This window comes from Mumia sp. ZJ1417, assembly GCF_014127285.1.
Lineage (GTDB): Bacteria > Actinomycetota > Actinomycetes > Propionibacteriales > Nocardioidaceae > Mumia.
In genome coordinates this window covers 333,492-348,363 of the sequence record NZ_CP059901.1, presented here as the reverse complement: position 1 = coordinate 348,363, position 14,872 = coordinate 333,492, and the positions used below count along the sequence as shown (strand labels likewise).

19 protein-coding genes are annotated in these 14,872 nt (G+C 70.9%); 5 read left to right on the top strand and 14 right to left on the bottom strand.

The window, feature by feature from the left end:
- Nucleotides 1-81 precede the first annotated feature (81 nt).
- The 3 genes from H4N58_RS01625 to H4N58_RS01615 are packed head-to-tail and all read right to left on the bottom strand — an operon-like array spanning nucleotide 82 to nucleotide 2,020.
- Nucleotides 82-696, bottom strand: coding sequence for a CbiQ family ECF transporter T component (locus H4N58_RS01625; protein WP_167001235.1), 615 nt, complete (start codon nucleotides 694-696; stop codon nucleotides 82-84).
- A complete protein-coding gene (locus tag H4N58_RS01620; protein WP_167249318.1) occupies nucleotides 693-1,400 on the bottom strand; it encodes an energy-coupling factor ABC transporter ATP-binding protein in 708 nt (235 codons plus the stop codon). Before H4N58_RS01620 ends, H4N58_RS01625 begins: the two co-directional genes overlap by 4 nt.
- 2 nt (nucleotides 1,401-1,402) lie before the next feature.
- Nucleotides 1,403-2,020 (bottom strand): biotin transporter BioY, encoded by a 618-nt coding sequence (locus H4N58_RS01615; protein WP_167249320.1) that lies wholly within the window; start codon nucleotides 2,018-2,020, stop codon nucleotides 1,403-1,405.
- Nucleotides 2,021-2,079: 59 nt separating this feature from the next.
- Between H4N58_RS01615 and H4N58_RS01610 the strand changes: the two genes are divergently transcribed.
- Nucleotides 2,080-2,640, top strand: a complete 561-nt coding sequence (locus H4N58_RS01610) for a TetR/AcrR family transcriptional regulator C-terminal domain-containing protein (RefSeq protein WP_167249322.1) — start codon at nucleotides 2,080-2,082, stop codon at nucleotides 2,638-2,640.
- A 76-nt stretch (nucleotides 2,641-2,716) separates the two neighbouring features.
- Here H4N58_RS01610 and H4N58_RS01605 read toward each other — a convergent pair whose 3' ends face one another.
- Complete coding sequence (locus H4N58_RS01605) at nucleotides 2,717-3,073, bottom strand: hypothetical protein (RefSeq protein ID WP_167001229.1); 357 nt, start codon at nucleotides 3,071-3,073, stop codon at nucleotides 2,717-2,719.
- A 304-nt stretch (nucleotides 3,074-3,377) separates the two neighbouring features.
- Here H4N58_RS01605 and acs point away from each other — a divergent pair, with 304 nt between their 5' ends.
- Both acs and H4N58_RS01595 read left to right on the top strand, forming a co-directional pair.
- On the top strand, nucleotides 3,378-5,390 hold the full coding sequence (gene acs, locus H4N58_RS01600) for an acetate--CoA ligase (RefSeq protein WP_167249324.1): 2,013 nt from the start codon (nucleotides 3,378-3,380) through the stop codon (nucleotides 5,388-5,390).
- A gap of 145 nt (nucleotides 5,391-5,535) precedes the next feature.
- On the top strand, nucleotides 5,536-6,042 hold the full coding sequence (locus tag H4N58_RS01595) for a phage holin family protein (protein ID WP_167001227.1): 507 nt from the start codon (nucleotides 5,536-5,538) through the stop codon (nucleotides 6,040-6,042).
- On the opposite strand, the gene H4N58_RS01590 is transcribed toward H4N58_RS01595, so the two are convergent.
- The 6 genes from H4N58_RS01590 to nth form a co-directional block, all read right to left on the bottom strand.
- Nucleotides 6,032-6,853, bottom strand: coding sequence for a hypothetical protein (locus tag H4N58_RS01590; protein ID WP_167249326.1), 822 nt, complete (start codon nucleotides 6,851-6,853; stop codon nucleotides 6,032-6,034). The two genes, H4N58_RS01595 and H4N58_RS01590, sit on opposite strands and share 11 nt — an antisense overlap.
- A gap of 48 nt (nucleotides 6,854-6,901) precedes the next feature.
- A complete protein-coding gene (locus H4N58_RS01585; protein WP_167001223.1) occupies nucleotides 6,902-7,351 on the bottom strand; it encodes a hypothetical protein in 450 nt (149 codons plus the stop codon).
- Between the two features lie 98 nt (nucleotides 7,352-7,449).
- Nucleotides 7,450-8,622, bottom strand: coding sequence for a MarP family serine protease (locus H4N58_RS01580; protein ID WP_167249328.1), 1,173 nt, complete (start codon nucleotides 8,620-8,622; stop codon nucleotides 7,450-7,452).
- Nucleotides 8,619-9,356, bottom strand: coding sequence for a CoA pyrophosphatase (locus tag H4N58_RS01575; RefSeq protein WP_208322842.1), 738 nt, complete (start codon nucleotides 9,354-9,356; stop codon nucleotides 8,619-8,621). The genes H4N58_RS01580 and H4N58_RS01575 overlap by 4 nt, the downstream gene beginning before the upstream one ends.
- Nucleotides 9,353-9,997, bottom strand: a complete 645-nt coding sequence (locus tag H4N58_RS01570; protein ID WP_167001219.1) for a TlpA disulfide reductase family protein — start codon at nucleotides 9,995-9,997, stop codon at nucleotides 9,353-9,355. The genes H4N58_RS01575 and H4N58_RS01570 overlap by 4 nt, the downstream gene beginning before the upstream one ends.
- A complete protein-coding gene (gene nth, locus H4N58_RS01565; RefSeq protein ID WP_243845037.1) occupies nucleotides 9,994-10,749 on the bottom strand; it encodes an endonuclease III in 756 nt (251 codons plus the stop codon). The genes H4N58_RS01570 and nth overlap by 4 nt, the downstream gene beginning before the upstream one ends.
- Nucleotides 10,750-10,877: 128 nt before the next feature.
- On the opposite strand from nth, the gene H4N58_RS01560 reads away from it, so the two are divergent.
- Nucleotides 10,878-11,555, top strand: a complete 678-nt coding sequence (locus tag H4N58_RS01560; protein WP_167001217.1) for a Crp/Fnr family transcriptional regulator — start codon at nucleotides 10,878-10,880, stop codon at nucleotides 11,553-11,555.
- A 118-nt stretch (nucleotides 11,556-11,673) separates the two neighbouring features.
- Complete coding sequence (locus tag H4N58_RS01555) at nucleotides 11,674-12,594, top strand: hypothetical protein (protein WP_167249330.1); 921 nt, start codon at nucleotides 11,674-11,676, stop codon at nucleotides 12,592-12,594.
- A gap of 28 nt (nucleotides 12,595-12,622) precedes the next feature.
- Here H4N58_RS01555 and H4N58_RS01550 read toward each other — a convergent pair whose 3' ends face one another.
- From H4N58_RS01550 to H4N58_RS01535, 4 genes are read right to left on the bottom strand one after another with little or no spacing between them, the layout of a single operon-like run.
- A complete protein-coding gene (locus H4N58_RS01550) occupies nucleotides 12,623-13,414 on the bottom strand; it encodes an MBL fold metallo-hydrolase (RefSeq protein ID WP_167001213.1) in 792 nt (263 codons plus the stop codon).
- A gap of 13 nt (nucleotides 13,415-13,427) precedes the next feature.
- The gene (locus H4N58_RS01545) at nucleotides 13,428-14,246 is read right to left on the bottom strand and encodes an NUDIX domain-containing protein (RefSeq protein WP_167249332.1); all 819 of its coding nucleotides are present in this window, start codon (nucleotides 14,244-14,246) and stop codon (nucleotides 13,428-13,430) included.
- On the bottom strand, nucleotides 14,243-14,710 hold the full coding sequence (locus H4N58_RS01540) for a RidA family protein (RefSeq protein WP_167001209.1): 468 nt from the start codon (nucleotides 14,708-14,710) through the stop codon (nucleotides 14,243-14,245). Before H4N58_RS01540 ends, H4N58_RS01545 begins: the two co-directional genes overlap by 4 nt.
- Nucleotides 14,710-14,871 carry a DUF4177 domain-containing protein gene (locus H4N58_RS01535; protein WP_167001207.1) on the bottom strand — a complete coding sequence of 54 codons (162 nt, stop codon included), beginning with the start codon at nucleotides 14,869-14,871 and terminating at the stop codon, nucleotides 14,710-14,712. Before H4N58_RS01535 ends, H4N58_RS01540 begins: the two co-directional genes overlap by 1 nt.
- Between the last annotated feature and the right edge of the window lies 1 nt (nucleotide 14,872).

The following is a 14,872-nucleotide window of genomic DNA, read 5'->3' as shown; positions in this document are numbered from 1 at the left end:
AACGGCGACTGACCCCACCGCACCCACTCGGGTCGGCGCAGCTTGGCAGGGGTACCCGAGCGAACGTGGCCCCGGCGGACGTCAGTCGTCGCCGACGCCGCGAGCGGCGAGCGCGTCGCCCGTCTCCTGGGCGCGCGCGACGACCCGGATGACGAACGGCGAGAGATACGCCCGTGGGCGCCGCTCGAGCCCTCGGGCGCGAGCGGCGTCGCGCGTCTCCGCGGCGATCGCGAACGTGCCCGGGATCGCCTGCATCGCGAGGGAGATCGTCAGCGCGACGCGGTCGGGATCCACACCGAACCAACGCAGCGGCGTGATCCACCGGACAAAGGCGTCGAGCATCGCGTTGACCGGTGTCGTGGCGGTGAGGACGACCGCCATCAGCGACAGCGACACGAGGTCGAGCAGCGTCTCGATCGCGCGGTCGCGGCCGTGGAACCACCACTGGAAGGCCCCGATCACGACCGCCACGAGCAGCACCGCCCGTGCCGCGCGCGCGAGCAGCCTCAACGGCACCCGAGCGACGGCTGCGACCGCGAGCGCGACGGCGAGGTACGCCCACGACGCAGGCATGCTGCGTACCGCCACGACCGCGACGCTGAACACCGCGAGCGCCGCGACCTTCACGCCCACCGGCAACCGGTGGACCACCGAGTCGCCCGGCTGATAGACACCGATCAGGTACGGGGTGCTCACGGTGCGACCGCCTGCTCGACAGACGCCACGTAGTCCGCGACGGCCTCGTCGGCAGCCCCGTCGAAGCGCACCCGCCCGTGGTCGACGACGAGGACGCGGTCGCAGTGCCGTACGAGATCGAGGTCGTGGGTCACCAGCACGACCTGTTGGTCGAGCCCGTGGAGCAGGTCGCCGATCCGCCGGGTGTTGGCGAGGTCGAGGAGGGTCGTCGGCTCGTCGGCGACCACGACGACAGGCTCCGTCGCAAGGACACCCGCGATCGCCAGCAGCTGACGCTGTCCACCCGACAGGGCATGGACGCTCGTGTCGGCGAGGTCGCGCAGCCCGTACCGCGCGAGCACGTCGAGCGCCCTCTCACGCCGCTCACCGGCGCGCTTGACGTGGCGGCGCAGCGAGAGCTCGATGTCCTCGACGCACGTCGGCATCACCACCTGCGCCGCGGGGTCGGTGAACACGAACCCCACCCGGCGGCGTACGCGCGACGGCTGCGCGGCGACGTCCACCCCGTCGACGAGGACCCGGCCCGTCGACGCGGTGACGAGCCCGTTGACCATCCGGGCGAGCGTGGACTTCCCTGAGCCGTTGGCGCCGATCACGCCGATGCGGCGCTCGGTCAGCTCCAGCGACGTCGGCGCGAGGATCACCTTGTCACCCTTCGGGGTGGCGACCGTGACCCCCGCGCCGTCAAACGTCAGTGTCGGCACGATCAGGGGTGCAGCAGCCGTGGGAAGGCGCGGTGCACCTCGGCCGCGATGATCGCGACCAGCGTCGTCTTGAGGAGGTCTCCGATCCAGAACGGTGCGTCCCAGGTCATCGCCGTCCACAGCGAGACGTCCTGGTGGAGCATCATGCCGACGACCCCGAACGGGTGGATCACGAGGATGCTCGCCGAGATCGAGCACAGGAAGACCCAGACCGCGCGCGTCTTGCGCTGCGGGCCGGCGACGTACTTCACGAGGAACCCGCCGAGCAGCGCGGCGAACGGGAAGCTGATCAGGTAGCCGGCGCTGACGCTCGTGAACGTGCCCAGCCCCGACGAGTGCTCGGCGAACACCGGGAGACCGATCGCACCGAGCACGAGGTAGAGCGAGACCGCGGTGAACCCGCGCCACGGCCCGAGGAGGCAGCCCGTGAGCATCACGGCGAAGGTTTGCAGCGTGATCGGCACGCCGGAGGCGCCGACCGGGATCGCGGGCAGGTACGCGCATGCCGAGATGAGCGCCGCGAACGCCGCGATGAGCGCGAGGTCGGTGGTCGAGAACGAGCGTCTGGTGGCGACGACGTCGTCGGCCGTGGACGGCGTGGCCTGGGAATCGAGGGTCATGAGGTCTCCTGAACAGTGTTCACCTGAACGGTGTTCAGGCTAACCGATAGACTGCTCCCATGGCCAACACCCTCCAGGACGTCGTGCAGGGTGCGCTGCGGGTTCTCGACACCCACGGCCTGGAGTTCTTGTCGATGAGGAGGGTCGCCGCCGAGCTCGAGGTGCAGCCGAGCGCGCTCTACCACCACGTCCCCAACAAGCAGACGCTCCTCGCCCTGATGGCCGACGAGATCCTCGCGCGCGGGCGCCGCCCGGACGCGACGGGCCCGTGGGACGCACAGGTGACCGCCCTCTGCCACGAGACGCGCGACGCGATGCTGGCGGTACGCGACGGTGCCGAGGTGGTCGCGACGGCATCCGCGTTCGGCCTCGGCGCAGGAGAGCCCGAGCAACGCCTCGTACAGATGCTTGACGACTTCGAGAGGGACGTCGCCGTGACGGGCGCTCGGACGATCATGCTCTTCGTCCTCGGGCACGCCTCCGCGCGTCAGATGCACGAGCAGGCGAGCGCGACAGGGGCAATCACGTACGACCCGTCGATCGGGTCGCCGGAGTCCTTCGACCTCGGACTCGGCCTCCTGCTGTCGGGGCTGCGTGCGGCGCTGCCGGTCAGGGCCTGAGGGTTTCGACAGGCTCAACCAGCGGCGGCCGGGTTTCGACAGGCTCAACCAGCGGCGGCGGGGTTCAACCGGCGGGTCAGCGCATCATGTCGCTGAACGCCGAGGACGCCGGCGCCGGCGCCGCCTGAGGCCCGACCACGATCTGGCTCGCGAGCCGGAAGACCTCGATCAGGAGCCGGTCAAGCGTGTCGACGAGCGCAGCCTCGTTGGGGGTGCTGCTGCGGAAGAGCTGGGTGTCGACGCTGCGGTGGGCCTCGACCCAGCCGATGGACGACCACGACTCGGCGACGGTCGTCGCGACGTCACCGCGGTAGTCGCTCGTGAGCCGCAGACGCGACCCGCTGCGATGACTGAAAATGACGACGCGGCGCATCGACGATGGGCCCTTCGTGGTGGCCTCATGGATGATCTGCCAACCGGGATACGCGGTCACGTTGCTCTCTTCTGTCTTGCTTGCGGTCGTCGAACGATGCAGTCCTGTGCCGCCCCCGTGCGCGTCATCCTAGCCCCTGTGCCGGTGTCGCCACACCCACATCCCGCCAAGTGATCTCTCTCACATCCAATTGCCCGATTTGCCGTGGTTTCGGGCTTGACAACGCCTCCGCCTCGCCGGGCCGCCATGACCCCCGTCACATCGCCGCCCGTACGTCGCGCGCCCCAGCCGCCCGTCGCGCGGACGGCGCCGCTGGACGATCCGAGGCCTCCCGCCACCCCCGAGCAGTGTGACCGGAGGCACAATGGGCGGCGGAACGTGCCGTCGAGAGACCAGAGGAACCGTCGTGGGAGAGTCACTGTCCAACCTGCTGCACGAGGACCGTCGTTTCGAGCCGCCCACCTCGCTGGCCGAGCACGCGAACGCGACGGCGGAGACGTACGCGGAGGCCGCCGAAGATCGCCTCGCCTTCTGGGCCAATGCCGCGCGCCGCCTCGACTGGGACACGCCGTTCACCGAGGTCCTCGACTGGTCGAACCCGCCCTTCGCGAAGTGGTTCGCCGACGGCACGCTCAACGCCTCGTACAACTGCGTCGACCGTCACGTCGAGGCCGGCCGCGGTGACAAGGTCGCGTTCCACTGGGTCGGCGAGCCCGCCGACGACACGCGCACGATCACGTACGCCCAGCTCAAGGACGAGGTCTCGAAGGCTGCCAACGCGATCGAGGAGCTCGGCGTGGAGACCGGCGACCGCGTCGCCATCTACATGCCGATGATCCCCGAGGCCGTGATCGCGATGCTCGCGTGCGCGCGCATCGGCGCCGTGCACACGGTCGTGTTCGGCGGCTTCTCCGCAGACGCGCTCGCGAGCCGCATCGTGGACTGCGGCGCCAAGCTGGTCATCACCGCCGACGGCGGATACCGCCGCGGTGCGCCGAGCGCGCTCAAGCCCGCTGTCGACGAGGCGGTCGCCAAGGTCGAGGCCGAGCAGTCCGGCCTCGTCGAGAACGTCCTCGTCGTCCGCCGTACGGGGCAGGACGTCGCCTGGAACGGCAACCTCGACATCTGGTGGCACGAGCTCGTCGACGAGTCGTCGACCGACCACACGCCCCAGCCGTTCCCCGCCGAGCACCCGCTGTACGTCATGTACACGTCCGGCACCACCGGCAAGCCCAAGGGCATCCTGCACACCACCGGCGGCTACCTCACGCAGGCCGCGTGGACGCACTGGGCGGTCTTCGACCTGAAGGCCGAGACCGACGTCTACTGGTGCACCGCCGACATCGGCTGGGTCACCGGCCACTCCTACATCGTCTACGGCCCGCTGGCCAACGGTGCGACGCAGGTCCTATACGAGGGCACGCCCGACAGCCCGCACAAGGGCCGCTGGTGGGAGATCGTCCAGCAGTACGGCGTGACGATCTTCTACACCGCGCCGACCGCGATCCGTACGTTCATGAAGTGGGGCGCCGAGATCCCCGCGGAGTTCGACCTGTCGTCGATCCGTGTGCTCGGGTCGGTCGGCGAGCCGATCAACCCCGAGGCGTACGTCTGGTACCGCGAGACGATCGGCGCGGGCAAGACCCCGGTCGTCGACACGTGGTGGCAGACCGAGACCGGCGCGATCATGATCTCGCCGCTGCCGGGCGTGACCGCGGCCAAACCGGGCTCTGCGATGACCGCCATCCCCGGCATCAGCGCCGACGTCGTCAACGACGACGCGGAGCCGGTCCCGAACGGATCGGGCGGCTACCTCGTCCTGACCGAGCCGTGGCCCTCGATGCTGCGCACGCTGTGGGGTGACGACCAGCGCTTCATCGACACGTACTGGTCGCGCTTCGAGGGCCTCTACTTCGCCGGTGACGGCGCGAAGAAGGACGAGGACGGCGACATCTGGTTGCTCGGACGCGTCGACGACGTGATGAACGTGTCGGGCCACCGACTGTCGACGACCGAGATCGAGTCGGCGCTCGTGTCGCACCCGAAGGTCGCCGAGTCGGCGGTCGTCGGCGCCAACGACGCGACGACCGGGCAGGCCGTCGTCGCGTTCGTGATCCTGCGCGAGTCCGCCGGCGACGGCGGCGCGGAGATCGTCGCCGACCTGCGCGCGCACGTCGCGAAGGAGATCGGCGCGATCGCCAAGCCGAAGTCGATCATGGTCGTCGCCGAGCTGCCCAAGACCCGCTCCGGCAAGATCATGCGCCGCCTGCTGCGCGACGTCGCCGAGAACCGTCAGGTCGGCGACGTCACCACGCTGGCCGACTCCGGTGTCATGGACCAGATCAAGACCGGCATGGCCAGGTCGTCCGAGGACTGACACCACCTCCGCTGACGTCGTACGGATCGAGGGTCAGAGCCCTCGATCCGTATGACGTCCGGGGTCGGGGACCCGCGGGGCGTCCACGCAACGCTGCCCGCATCCCCTAGGCTCGTTCTGACCGCACCTGCGACGAGGAGTCGTGATGTCCCACCCCGCAGCACCCGGACCTCAAGGAGACGGCGAGCCGACGATCGGGCGACTCGTCTCCGACATCAGTCGTGACCTCTCGACGCTCGTTCGCGGCGAGATCGCCCTGGCGAAGTCCGAGCTACGGGTCAGCGTCAAGTCTGGCGCGGTCGGGTCCGGCCTGCTCGTCGCGGTGGCGGTGCTGCTGCTCTTCGTGGTGACGATGCTGTCGATGGCCGGCGGCTTCTTCTTCGCGTGGCTCTTCAACCGCGACGTCCCCCTGGCCTTCACGTGGGGCTTCCTCGCGATGACGGGGGTCTGGATCCTGATCATCGTCGTCTTCGCGCTCGTCGGAATCCGCTTCCTCAAAAAGGTGAAGGCCCCGGAGAAGACGATCGCGACGGTCCAGGAGATCCCGAACGCGCTCAAGGGCAAGACCGACCCGCGGACGACGATCGATCTTCCCGAGGCTGCGGTGTCACCGGCAACCGCCGACACCGACGGCAAGCGCCTCACGTCCTGACGCGGACCACGACGCCGGCGACGACCGACACCACACCGAGCGCCCCGAGGACGAGCATCCAGAGCCCGTACGAGGCCACGACGGCATCGTGCAGCTGCTCCATCAACGCGCGGCCGAACCCTGCGCTCTGCGCCACCTGATCGACGACGAGCCCGCCGCCGCTCACCGCCGCGATCTGCTCCACGACCGCGAGCACGACGAGGCCCGCTCCCATCACGATCAGCGCCGTGCCGCGACGGCGTGCCGTCACGATCGCGGCGACGCCCAGCACGAGGGCGACCGCGAGCGCCGCCCACGACCACGCGGTGATGTCCCGCACGCGATCGAGCGCCGTCCGCTGCTCGGGCGTGCCGACGGCGACGACGAGGTCACCGGGGGCGCGCAGGTTCGTCCCGAGACGTTGGTTGGCTGCGTCCGCCACGAGGGTGACGAGCGGCGTGAGGTCGACGCCGAGCCGCCCGTCGAGCTCGGCGGGCGGGATGTCAGTGACGTTGATCCGGTGGGACTGCCGGTTGACCTCGCTCCATGCAGCGTCGAACCCACTGAGCTCAGTCATGCCCTCGGCCGCACGACGGACCGCCGGCTCGGCCAGCTGTCGCCTCACCCCGTCCACTCCTGCACCGCGCAGGACGCCTTCGGAGACGGTGGAGGCGAGCTCGCTGCGGAACGCGGGGTCCTCCGCCAGCGAGTCGGCCAGGGCGACGTATCCGGACTCATCGACGATGTTGCGCTCGACCCACAGACCGGGCACGGCGACCGCGGCGGTGACGAGGGCCAGCACACCGAGCAGGGACGAGACGAACGCACGCATGGGCCGCAGCCTAGGCGGTCGCAGGACCCCGTGGGGCGCCTCGCTCGGCTACGGGCTGCTGACCCGGTCGACCACCCACGCCGCGTCCTTGGTCTCCCGGCTCATCGTCACGCGGTACTCGCCGGCGGTCGTCGGCACCGCGACCACCACACGCGAGGCCGAACCCGCCATCACGTGCGACTCGCCGTCGACCTTCGCCGGCTTGAGGACGGACGGGTCGACGAACGAGAGCACCGAGACCGCGACCGGCGAGAGCTGCGGTCGAAGCTCGGCCACCCACTGCGCGAGCGGCAGGTCCGGGCGCGCCCACAGGAGCACCACGCGTTCGGCGGACTCCTTGGCGAGCGCGTCGGCCTCGTCGGAGCCGAGAGTGCCCGTCTCCGCCGCAGCAGCAGGAGTCTTGGCCCCTCCTGCGTCGTCCGGCGAGTCGTCTGCCCCGCACGCCGGGAGCGTCAGGATCGTCACGATTGCGGCTGCGGCCAGCAGGCGGCTTCTCACAAGACTCCTTTGGTTCGGTCGACGCCGCACATTCTTCCTGGTCTGGTGTCCACGACGAAATGCGGTGTGACCCTAAGCCGTGCGACCGATCCCACCGCTCAGGCGCACTCGCCGGTATCGACCGGACGGAGCGCACGTGCACCGGCACGAGCCGCGTCTCCGACCTGCCCTGCGGTCAGCGCATATCCGGTCGACGAGTCGGAGATCGACGCGGCGAACACGACGCCGATCACGCGTCCCTGCTCCGAGATCACCGGGCCACCGGAGTTGCCCGAACGCACCAGCGCACGCAGGGCGTACACCTCGCGCACGACCTGGGTCGTCCCGTAGATGTCAGGGCTTCGCAGGCGCTGCTCGGACCGGATGCGCGCCGCCCGCGCATCGAACGGCCCGTTCTCGGGGAAGCCCAGGACAGCCGCCGACTGGCCCTGAGCGGCATCGGGGTCGAACGCGAGCGAGCGCGCCTCGAGGCCCGGCACCCGCAGCACGGCGACGTCGAGCGACGGGTCGTAGTAGACGACGGTCGCGTCGTACGACTCCCCACGGATCGTCACCATCGGCTGTGCGACGCCTGCGACCACGTGCGCGTTGGTCATGACGCGCTCCGACGCGTACACGAAGCCGGAGCCTTCGAGACCGCGGTCGCATTTCGCCTGACCGGTGATGCGCGCGACGCTGCGCCGCGCGGACTTGACCTCGGGCCGCTGGAGGACAGCGGGATCGGGCGCCGCAGCGGGCTTGATCGTCTCGGGAGTGAACGGTTCGAGGTAGCGCGGGAACAGCGTCGCGTCGACGACCGTGTCGAACGAGTGCAGCGCACCGCGCACGCCCTGCGGCACCACGGAGTCGACCGCGGCGAGGACCTTGGAGCCGCGTACGGCGGTCGAGGCTCCGGGGATCTGCGAGCCCGACACGGCGTAGCCCAGCGCCCAGCACACGACCAACGAGGCCACGGCACTCAGCACGACCCCGGCGACGGCGTCGATCGAGCGCGCCGGCGGGTGCGTCACGCGCTCGCGCAGCCGACCGCCGATGTGAGAGCCGGTCGCCTGGCCCGCTGAGGCGAGCACGAGCACGATGACGACTGCGAGGAGCGACCGTTGGATCCCGTGATCGAGGTTGCTGAGCAGCAGCGGAGCGGCGACCAGCCCGACCACGCCGCCCGCGAGGAGTCCCGCCATCGCGAACGCACCCGCGACGAAGCCGCGCAGGTATCCGAGGACGGCGTACGCGACGACGACGAGGACGACGACGACGTCGATGAGGTTCATCCGCGGCGCTCGCGCCCGACGGACCGCGACACGTCGGTCTCGATCTCCTCGACCATGGGGTCGCGGGCCGACTGCGGGTAGGGCACCACCCGGTCGCGGTTCCACGGGCGGTCCCAGCCGACCGTGCTGAACAGCCGGGCGACGATGCCGGCGGTGAATCCCCACAGGGTGAGCCCACGATCGACCGTGAATCCCGGCCCCAGCCACCCCGAGGGGTGCGACACCATGAACCGGTTAGCGGGATCGGTCAGCTCGGACACCGGGCTGCGGAAGACGCTCGCGACCTCGACCGGGTCGACGGCGTGCACCGGGCTCGGCCGACGCCACCAGCCGAGCACGGGGGTCACCGCGAAGTTGCTGGGGGGCAACCACAGCTTCGGCAGAGTCGCGAAGACGTCGACGCCGTCACGCTCGAGCCCGACCTCCTCCTCAGCCTCGCGCAGCGCCGTGCCGATCGGCCCGTCGTCCTCCGGATCGGTGGCGCCGCCGGGGAACGCGATCTGCCCCGCGTGCGAGCGCATCGAGTGGGCACGCTCGGTCAGCAGCACGTCGGGTCCGGCGTCGCCTTCGCCGAACAGGACGAGCACGGCGGCCGGGCGCGCATCGTCGGGGGCGTCTGCCATCGACGGCGAGAGGAACCGCGGGCTGTCGATACGGCGGCCTGCCTCTGCGAGCGGGCGCAGCCACGACGGCAGCGCCTCGTCGTCGACCAGGCCGGCGTCGCGCGCACTCACAGCGCCACCCCGAGGTGCTCGTCGACCAGCGAGCGGAGCTGGTCGTACGAGGTGATGGGCGCGCGGTGGGTCGCCGTCACGGTGCCGTCGGCGGCGACGAAGACCGTCTGGGGAAGTCCGACCACACCGAGTGCCTTGCCAACCGTCTGCTCAGGGTCGGCAAGGAGCGGGAACGTGACACCCGCGTCCTTCGCGAGCCGCAGGGCTGCCTCAGGGTCGGGGTCCTTGTAGTCGATGCCGAGCACAGCCACCTGCCCGCCGGCCTCGTCGTGCAGCTGGGCGAGGTGGGGGAGCTCGTCACGGCAAGGGCCGCACCAGCTCGCCCAGAGGTTGACCACGGTCGGCTTCGCGGGGAGGCCCGGGAGACTGACCGGCGCACCTCCGCCCAGGCAGTCGAGGTAGAGGCCGGGCAGGCCTCCCTCGACGGCGCCGCGGCGGTTGGTGAGCGGGCAGTCCTCGATGCCTGCCGCGGCCTTAAGGTCACGCAGCTCGGCGGTGTCGACGGCGGAGCTGCCCGAGGCGGGCTCGGACGCGGCACCGTCGCTGGGGCGCAGCTCGTCGCCTCCGCACCCGGCGACCAGCAGCACCGTCGCGAGCGCGACGGCACCGCCGCGTACGGCGCGGGTGAGCCGGGAGGTCATGCGCGACCCTCCGTACGGAGGAGCTTGGCGGCGACGTCGGGGTCCGTGGGGCCTTCGCCAAAGGACGGGCACCAGCGCGCGATCGCGCAGGCACCGCACGCGGGCTTGGTCGCGTGGCAGCAGCGGCGACCGTGCCAGATCAGCCGCTGGCTCGCCATGGTCCAGTCGCGCTTGGGGATGAGCTTGTCGAGGGCCATCTCCGTACGGACCGGGTCTTTGACCGTCTCGGCGTCGACGTATCCGAGCCTGCGGCTCAGGCGCTGCACGTGCGTGTCGACGGCGAAGCCGGGGATGCCGAAGCCGTTGCCGAGGACGACGTTCGCCGTCTTGCGGCCGACCCCGGGGAGCGTCGTGAGGTCGTCCATGCGCGGCGGCACCTCGCCGTCGTACCGGTCGACGAGCGCGGTCGCGAGCGCGATGATGCGCTCGGACTTGGCGCGGAAGAAGCCCGTCGGCTTGATGATCTCCTCGACGTGGGCCCGGTCGGCCTCCGCGAGCGCGCGGGCGTCGGGATAACGTCCGAAGAGCAGCGGCCGCACCGCATTGACCCGGCGGTCGGTCGTCTGCGCCGACAGGACCGTGACGACGAGCAGCTGGAACGGGTCGTCGAAGTCGAGCTCGATGTCGGCGTCGGGATAGGTCTCGGCGAGGACGCGGTCGTTCTTGCGGGCGCGCCGCACCAGCGCCGTCGGCGGCGCCGGCACCTCGGGAAGCTTCGACTTCGCGGGGCGAGCGGATGTGGTCTTGGGCACGAGCCCAGGGTACGGGTCAGGGGCGACATGCATCCCCAGGACGACGCGCGGGGCCGCCGGTGGCGCCGAGTTGCCCAGATGAGGGAGACTGAGGGGGCGTGACACAACATTTCGGTCAAGGAGAACCCGTGGACAACGACGTACTTCGACAGGCACCGCTCTTCTCCGGTCTGGACGATGAGGCCGCTGAGTCGCTCGGTTCGCAGATGTCGGCTACGCGTCTGCGCCGTGGAGAGGTGCTCTTTCACGAGGGCGACGAGGGCGACCGGCTGTACATCGTCACCGACGGCAAGATCAAGCTCGGACGCAGCTCGGCCGACGGCCGCGAGAACCTCCTCGCGATCCTGGGCCCGGGCCAGATGTTCGGTGAGCTGAGCCTGTTCGACCCGGGCCCGCGCTCGGCGACCGCGACGGCAGTGACCGACTCCGAGCTCAACAGCCTCGGGCACGACGAGCTCACGAAGTGGCTCAACGACCACCCCAACGTCTCCCGCGCGCTGCTTCACCAGCTGGCCTCGCGGCTGCGTCGTACGAACGACGTCGTGGCGGACCTCGTGTTCTCCGACGTCCCGGGCCGTGTCGCGAAGGCGCTCATCGACCTCTCGCAGCGCTTCGGGCGCAAGGCCGACGACGGCATCCACGTCCACCACGACCTCACGCAGGAGGAGCTGGCGCAGCTCGTCGGCGCCTCGCGCGAGACCGTCAACAAGGCGCTCGCCGACTTCGCGATGCGCGGCTGGCTCCGTCTGGAGCCGCGCTCGGTCGTCATCATCGAGCCCGACCGCCTGGCCAAGCGCGCCCGCTAACGCCCCGGGTCACTTTCTGCGCCTCCCGGGTCACCGTCTGCGGCCCCGGGGTCACCGTCTGCCCGGAGCCTGTGGATTTCGCTGACGCCGATGAGCCAGGTCCCTGTTCGATGAGGCGATGCCCACGCTCATCCACGACGGCCGGCCGTTCCGGAGCCGCGACCACGTCGAAGCCGGCTTCCCCGGCGAGAAGGACCTCCGCCGCGCCATCGCCGCGAAAAGGCTGAGGTCGGTCTTCAAGTCCGTCTACGTGGACGGACGGGTACCCGACACCCGGATGCTCCGCGTCGAGGCGACGGCGCTCGTCACCCCGGCGCACGTGATCGTCTGCGACTGCTTCGCCTCCTGGCTGTACGGGGTGGACACCTTCCGACCCAGCGAGCGGCACCTTCTGACGCCGACCCTGCTCACTCCGCACGGTGTGGGACGGGTGCGCGCGGACGGCGTACGGGCTCGACAAGCCGTACACCTGCCGGAGTCGGACATCACGGAGATCGCGGGCATCCGTGTGACCACTCCCCTACGTACGGCGTCGGACCTGCTCCGTGGACAGTGGCGCCCGTACGCGCTGGCCGCGGCCGACGGCATGGCTCGTGCCGAGCTGGTCGAGCTCGGCGAGCTCGTCGAGTACGTCGACGAGCTCCGCGGCCTTCGCGGCGCACCCCAGGCGCGGGAGCTCGCCCAGCTCGTGGATTCCGGAGCGGAGTCCGCCGGCGAGTCTTGGCAGCGGCTGCGCATCACCGACGCCGGGTTCCCCCGTCCCCGTACGCGTCTCCACGTCGTGGACGAGTGGGGGCGCGATCGCTACTTCGACATGGGCTACCGCGAGCTGCTGATCGCCTCCGAGTACGACGGCCGCGAGTTCCACACGACCGACGCGGCGAAGGCACACGACGTCGGCCGCAGAGGCTACTTCGAGAAGCGGTACGGGTGGCGCTTCGTGATCGGGACGCGCGAACGCATCTTCGGCGAGGACACTGCCTTCGAGCGCGAACTCGGCGCGCTGCTCGGGATCACGCCGCAGCCGCGACGATGGTGACCCGGGACGCGCAGGAACCGACCCGGGGCTAGGCGTCGCGGAGGTAGGCCAGCTGTGCCTGTACAGAAAGCGTCGCCGCGGGCCACAGGGCCTGGTCCACATCGGCGTAGACCATCCGCACGACGTCGTCCGCGGTGACCGCGCCGGCGTCGACGGCAGCGCGGACCTGCGCGAGCCGCTCCTGGCGGTGCGCAGCGTACGCATCGAGAACCGCGACCGCGTCGGACAGCGCGGGCCCGTGCCCCGGGTAGAGCCGGACCGGCCCCCCGACGGACGCCGCAGCAGAGCGCAGGGCGCCGAGCGAGTCGAGGTACGGGCCGAGCGCGCCGTCCGGGTAGGCGACGACCGTCGACCCTCGCCCCAGCACCGTGTCACCCGACAGCAGCGCGGCGTCCTCGCGCAGCAGGAACGACGCCGAGTCCGTGGTGTGACCTGGCGTCGCGAAGACCTCGAGACGGACGCCGTCGATCTCGATGACCTCGCCGTCGCTCAGCGGGTCGGCCTCCACGCACAGCGCCGGGTCGAAGGCCCGTACGGGCGCCGCGGCCAGCTCGGCAAAGCGGGCCGCGCCGTCCGCGTGGTCGTGGTGGCGGTGGGTCAGCAGCACGACCCCGACCGGCGCCGCCGCCTCCAGGACGCGGCGCAGGTGCGGCTCGTCGAGCTCGCCGGGATCGACGACGATCGACTGCGCGTCGGGGCCGGCGCCCGGCGCCCGCAGGACCCACGTGTTGGTGCCGTCCAGCGTCATGTGGCCGGGGTTGTCCTCGCGCAGGCAGGTCGCCCACGCGCTCACGGTCCCGCCGTCCCACCGTTCGGTCATGTCCAGCACTCCGTCATGGCTGCTCCGACTCCAGGTAGAGGGTTCCGTCGATCTCGACCAGCCGCGGCTCGATCGGCACGATGGTCCGAGCGCCCGCCGACGCGAGCACGGCGTCCGCGGACGGCATCGCCGCGATCTCGTTGCACGTGATCGCCGTCGGCGGGAGCATCGCCATCTCGCCGGAGTCCACCGAGGCGAGCGCCGCGCGCAGCGGCATCCACGAGGCGTGGTCGGCCTCGCCGGTCAGCGTGCCGACGCGCTGCCCGTGCGGCATCACGGCGACGAAGAAGCGCGTGTCGTAGCGCTTCGGCTCGAACACCGGCGTGATCCAGTGCGTCCACGCTGCCAGCAGGTCCGTACGGAGCACGAGCTCGCGGCGCGCAAGGAAGTCGGAGAACGCCAGCGTGTGCGACTCCAGCGCCTGCCGGTCGGCTTCCCAGTCGGCACCGCTGGTGTCGGAGACGACCGTGTCGGAGTCCGGACCTGCGAGCAGGACCCCGGCCTCCTCGAACGTCTCGCGTACGGCGGCGCACACGAGCGCACGGGCCACGGCCGTGTCGCACCCGAAGCGGTCGGCCCACTGCTGCGGAGTCGGACCGGCCCACGTGACGTCGACGTCGGAGTCCCGCGGGTCCACGCCGCCACCCGGGAAGACGTACATGCCCGGCGCGAAGGCCATCGAGCGCTGCCGCCGCATCAGGTATGCCTCGACACTGTCCACGCCGTCACGCAGCAGCACGACCGTCGCCGCATCCTTCGGCGGCACGGCGTCGGTGCGCGCGGTGGCGGCGTGCTCGGCCAGCGAGGGCGGGACGGGGACCCGCCGGATCATGCGGTCAGCTCGACGACGAGCTCGACCTCCACCGGCGCATCGAGCGGCAGGACGGTCACTCCGACCGCGCTACGGGCGTGGGCACCGGTCTCACCGAAGACGGCACCCAACAGCTCGCTGGCGCCGTTGGCGACCGAGGGCTGCCCGGTGAAGTCTGGGGTGCTCGCGACGAACACGACGGCCTTCACGACCCGGGCGACACGCGAGAGGTCGCCGCCGGCCTGCGACGCGACCGCTGCGAGGGCGTTGAGGGCGCACAGCCGCGCGCACTCGTACGCCTCCTCCGCCGTCACGTCCGCACCGACCTTGCCGACCTTGACCAACGCCCCGTCGCGCACCGGGAGCTGGCCGGAGGTGTAGACGTACGACCCCGTCCGCACCGCGGGCACGTACGCGGCCACCGGCGGGACGACGGCGGGGAGCGTCAGGCCGAGCTCGGCGAGGTTCTCCTCGGGCGTCGGCATCAGGACCCCTGGACCGGGCGCTTGAAGTAGGCCACGAGGTTCTCCGGGTTCATCCCAGGCACGATCTGGACGAGCTCCCAGCCGTCGCGACCGAAGTTGTCGAGGATCGCCTTGGTCGAGTGCACGAGGACGGGCGCTGTCAGGTACTCCCACTGCGTCATG

What these genes read in the sequence shown, in the direction of transcription:
- H4N58_RS01540 (WP_167001209.1), bottom strand. Translation starts at nt 14,710, where the DNA reads ATGCCGACGCCCGAGGAGAACCTCGCCGAGCTCGGCCTGACGCTCCCC.
- H4N58_RS01580 (WP_167249328.1), bottom strand. Translation starts at nt 8,622, where the DNA reads ATGAACCTCATCGACGTCGTCGTCGTCCTCGTCGTCGTCGCGTACGCC.
- acs (WP_167249324.1), top strand. Translation starts at nt 3,378, where the DNA reads ATGGGCGGCGGAACGTGCCGTCGAGAGACCAGAGGAACCGTCGTGGGA.
- H4N58_RS01545 (WP_167249332.1), bottom strand. Translation starts at nt 14,246, where the DNA reads ATGATCCGGCGGGTCCCCGTCCCGCCCTCGCTGGCCGAGCACGCCGCC.
- H4N58_RS01570 (WP_167001219.1), bottom strand. Translation starts at nt 9,997, where the DNA reads ATGACCTCCCGGCTCACCCGCGCCGTACGCGGCGGTGCCGTCGCGCTC.
- H4N58_RS01590 (WP_167249326.1), bottom strand. Translation starts at nt 6,853, where the DNA reads ATGCGTGCGTTCGTCTCGTCCCTGCTCGGTGTGCTGGCCCTCGTCACC.
- H4N58_RS01550 (WP_167001213.1), bottom strand. Translation starts at nt 13,414, where the DNA reads ATGACCGAACGGTGGGACGGCGGGACCGTGAGCGCGTGGGCGACCTGC.
- H4N58_RS01535 (WP_167001207.1), bottom strand. Translation starts at nt 14,871, where the DNA reads ATGACGCAGTGGGAGTACCTGACAGCGCCCGTCCTCGTGCACTCGACC.
- H4N58_RS01555 (WP_167249330.1), top strand. Translation starts at nt 11,674, where the DNA reads ATGCCCACGCTCATCCACGACGGCCGGCCGTTCCGGAGCCGCGACCAC.
- H4N58_RS01595 (WP_167001227.1), top strand. Translation starts at nt 5,536, where the DNA reads ATGTCCCACCCCGCAGCACCCGGACCTCAAGGAGACGGCGAGCCGACG.
- H4N58_RS01610 (WP_167249322.1), top strand. Translation starts at nt 2,080, where the DNA reads ATGGCCAACACCCTCCAGGACGTCGTGCAGGGTGCGCTGCGGGTTCTC.
- H4N58_RS01615 (WP_167249320.1), bottom strand. Translation starts at nt 2,020, where the DNA reads ATGACCCTCGATTCCCAGGCCACGCCGTCCACGGCCGACGACGTCGTC.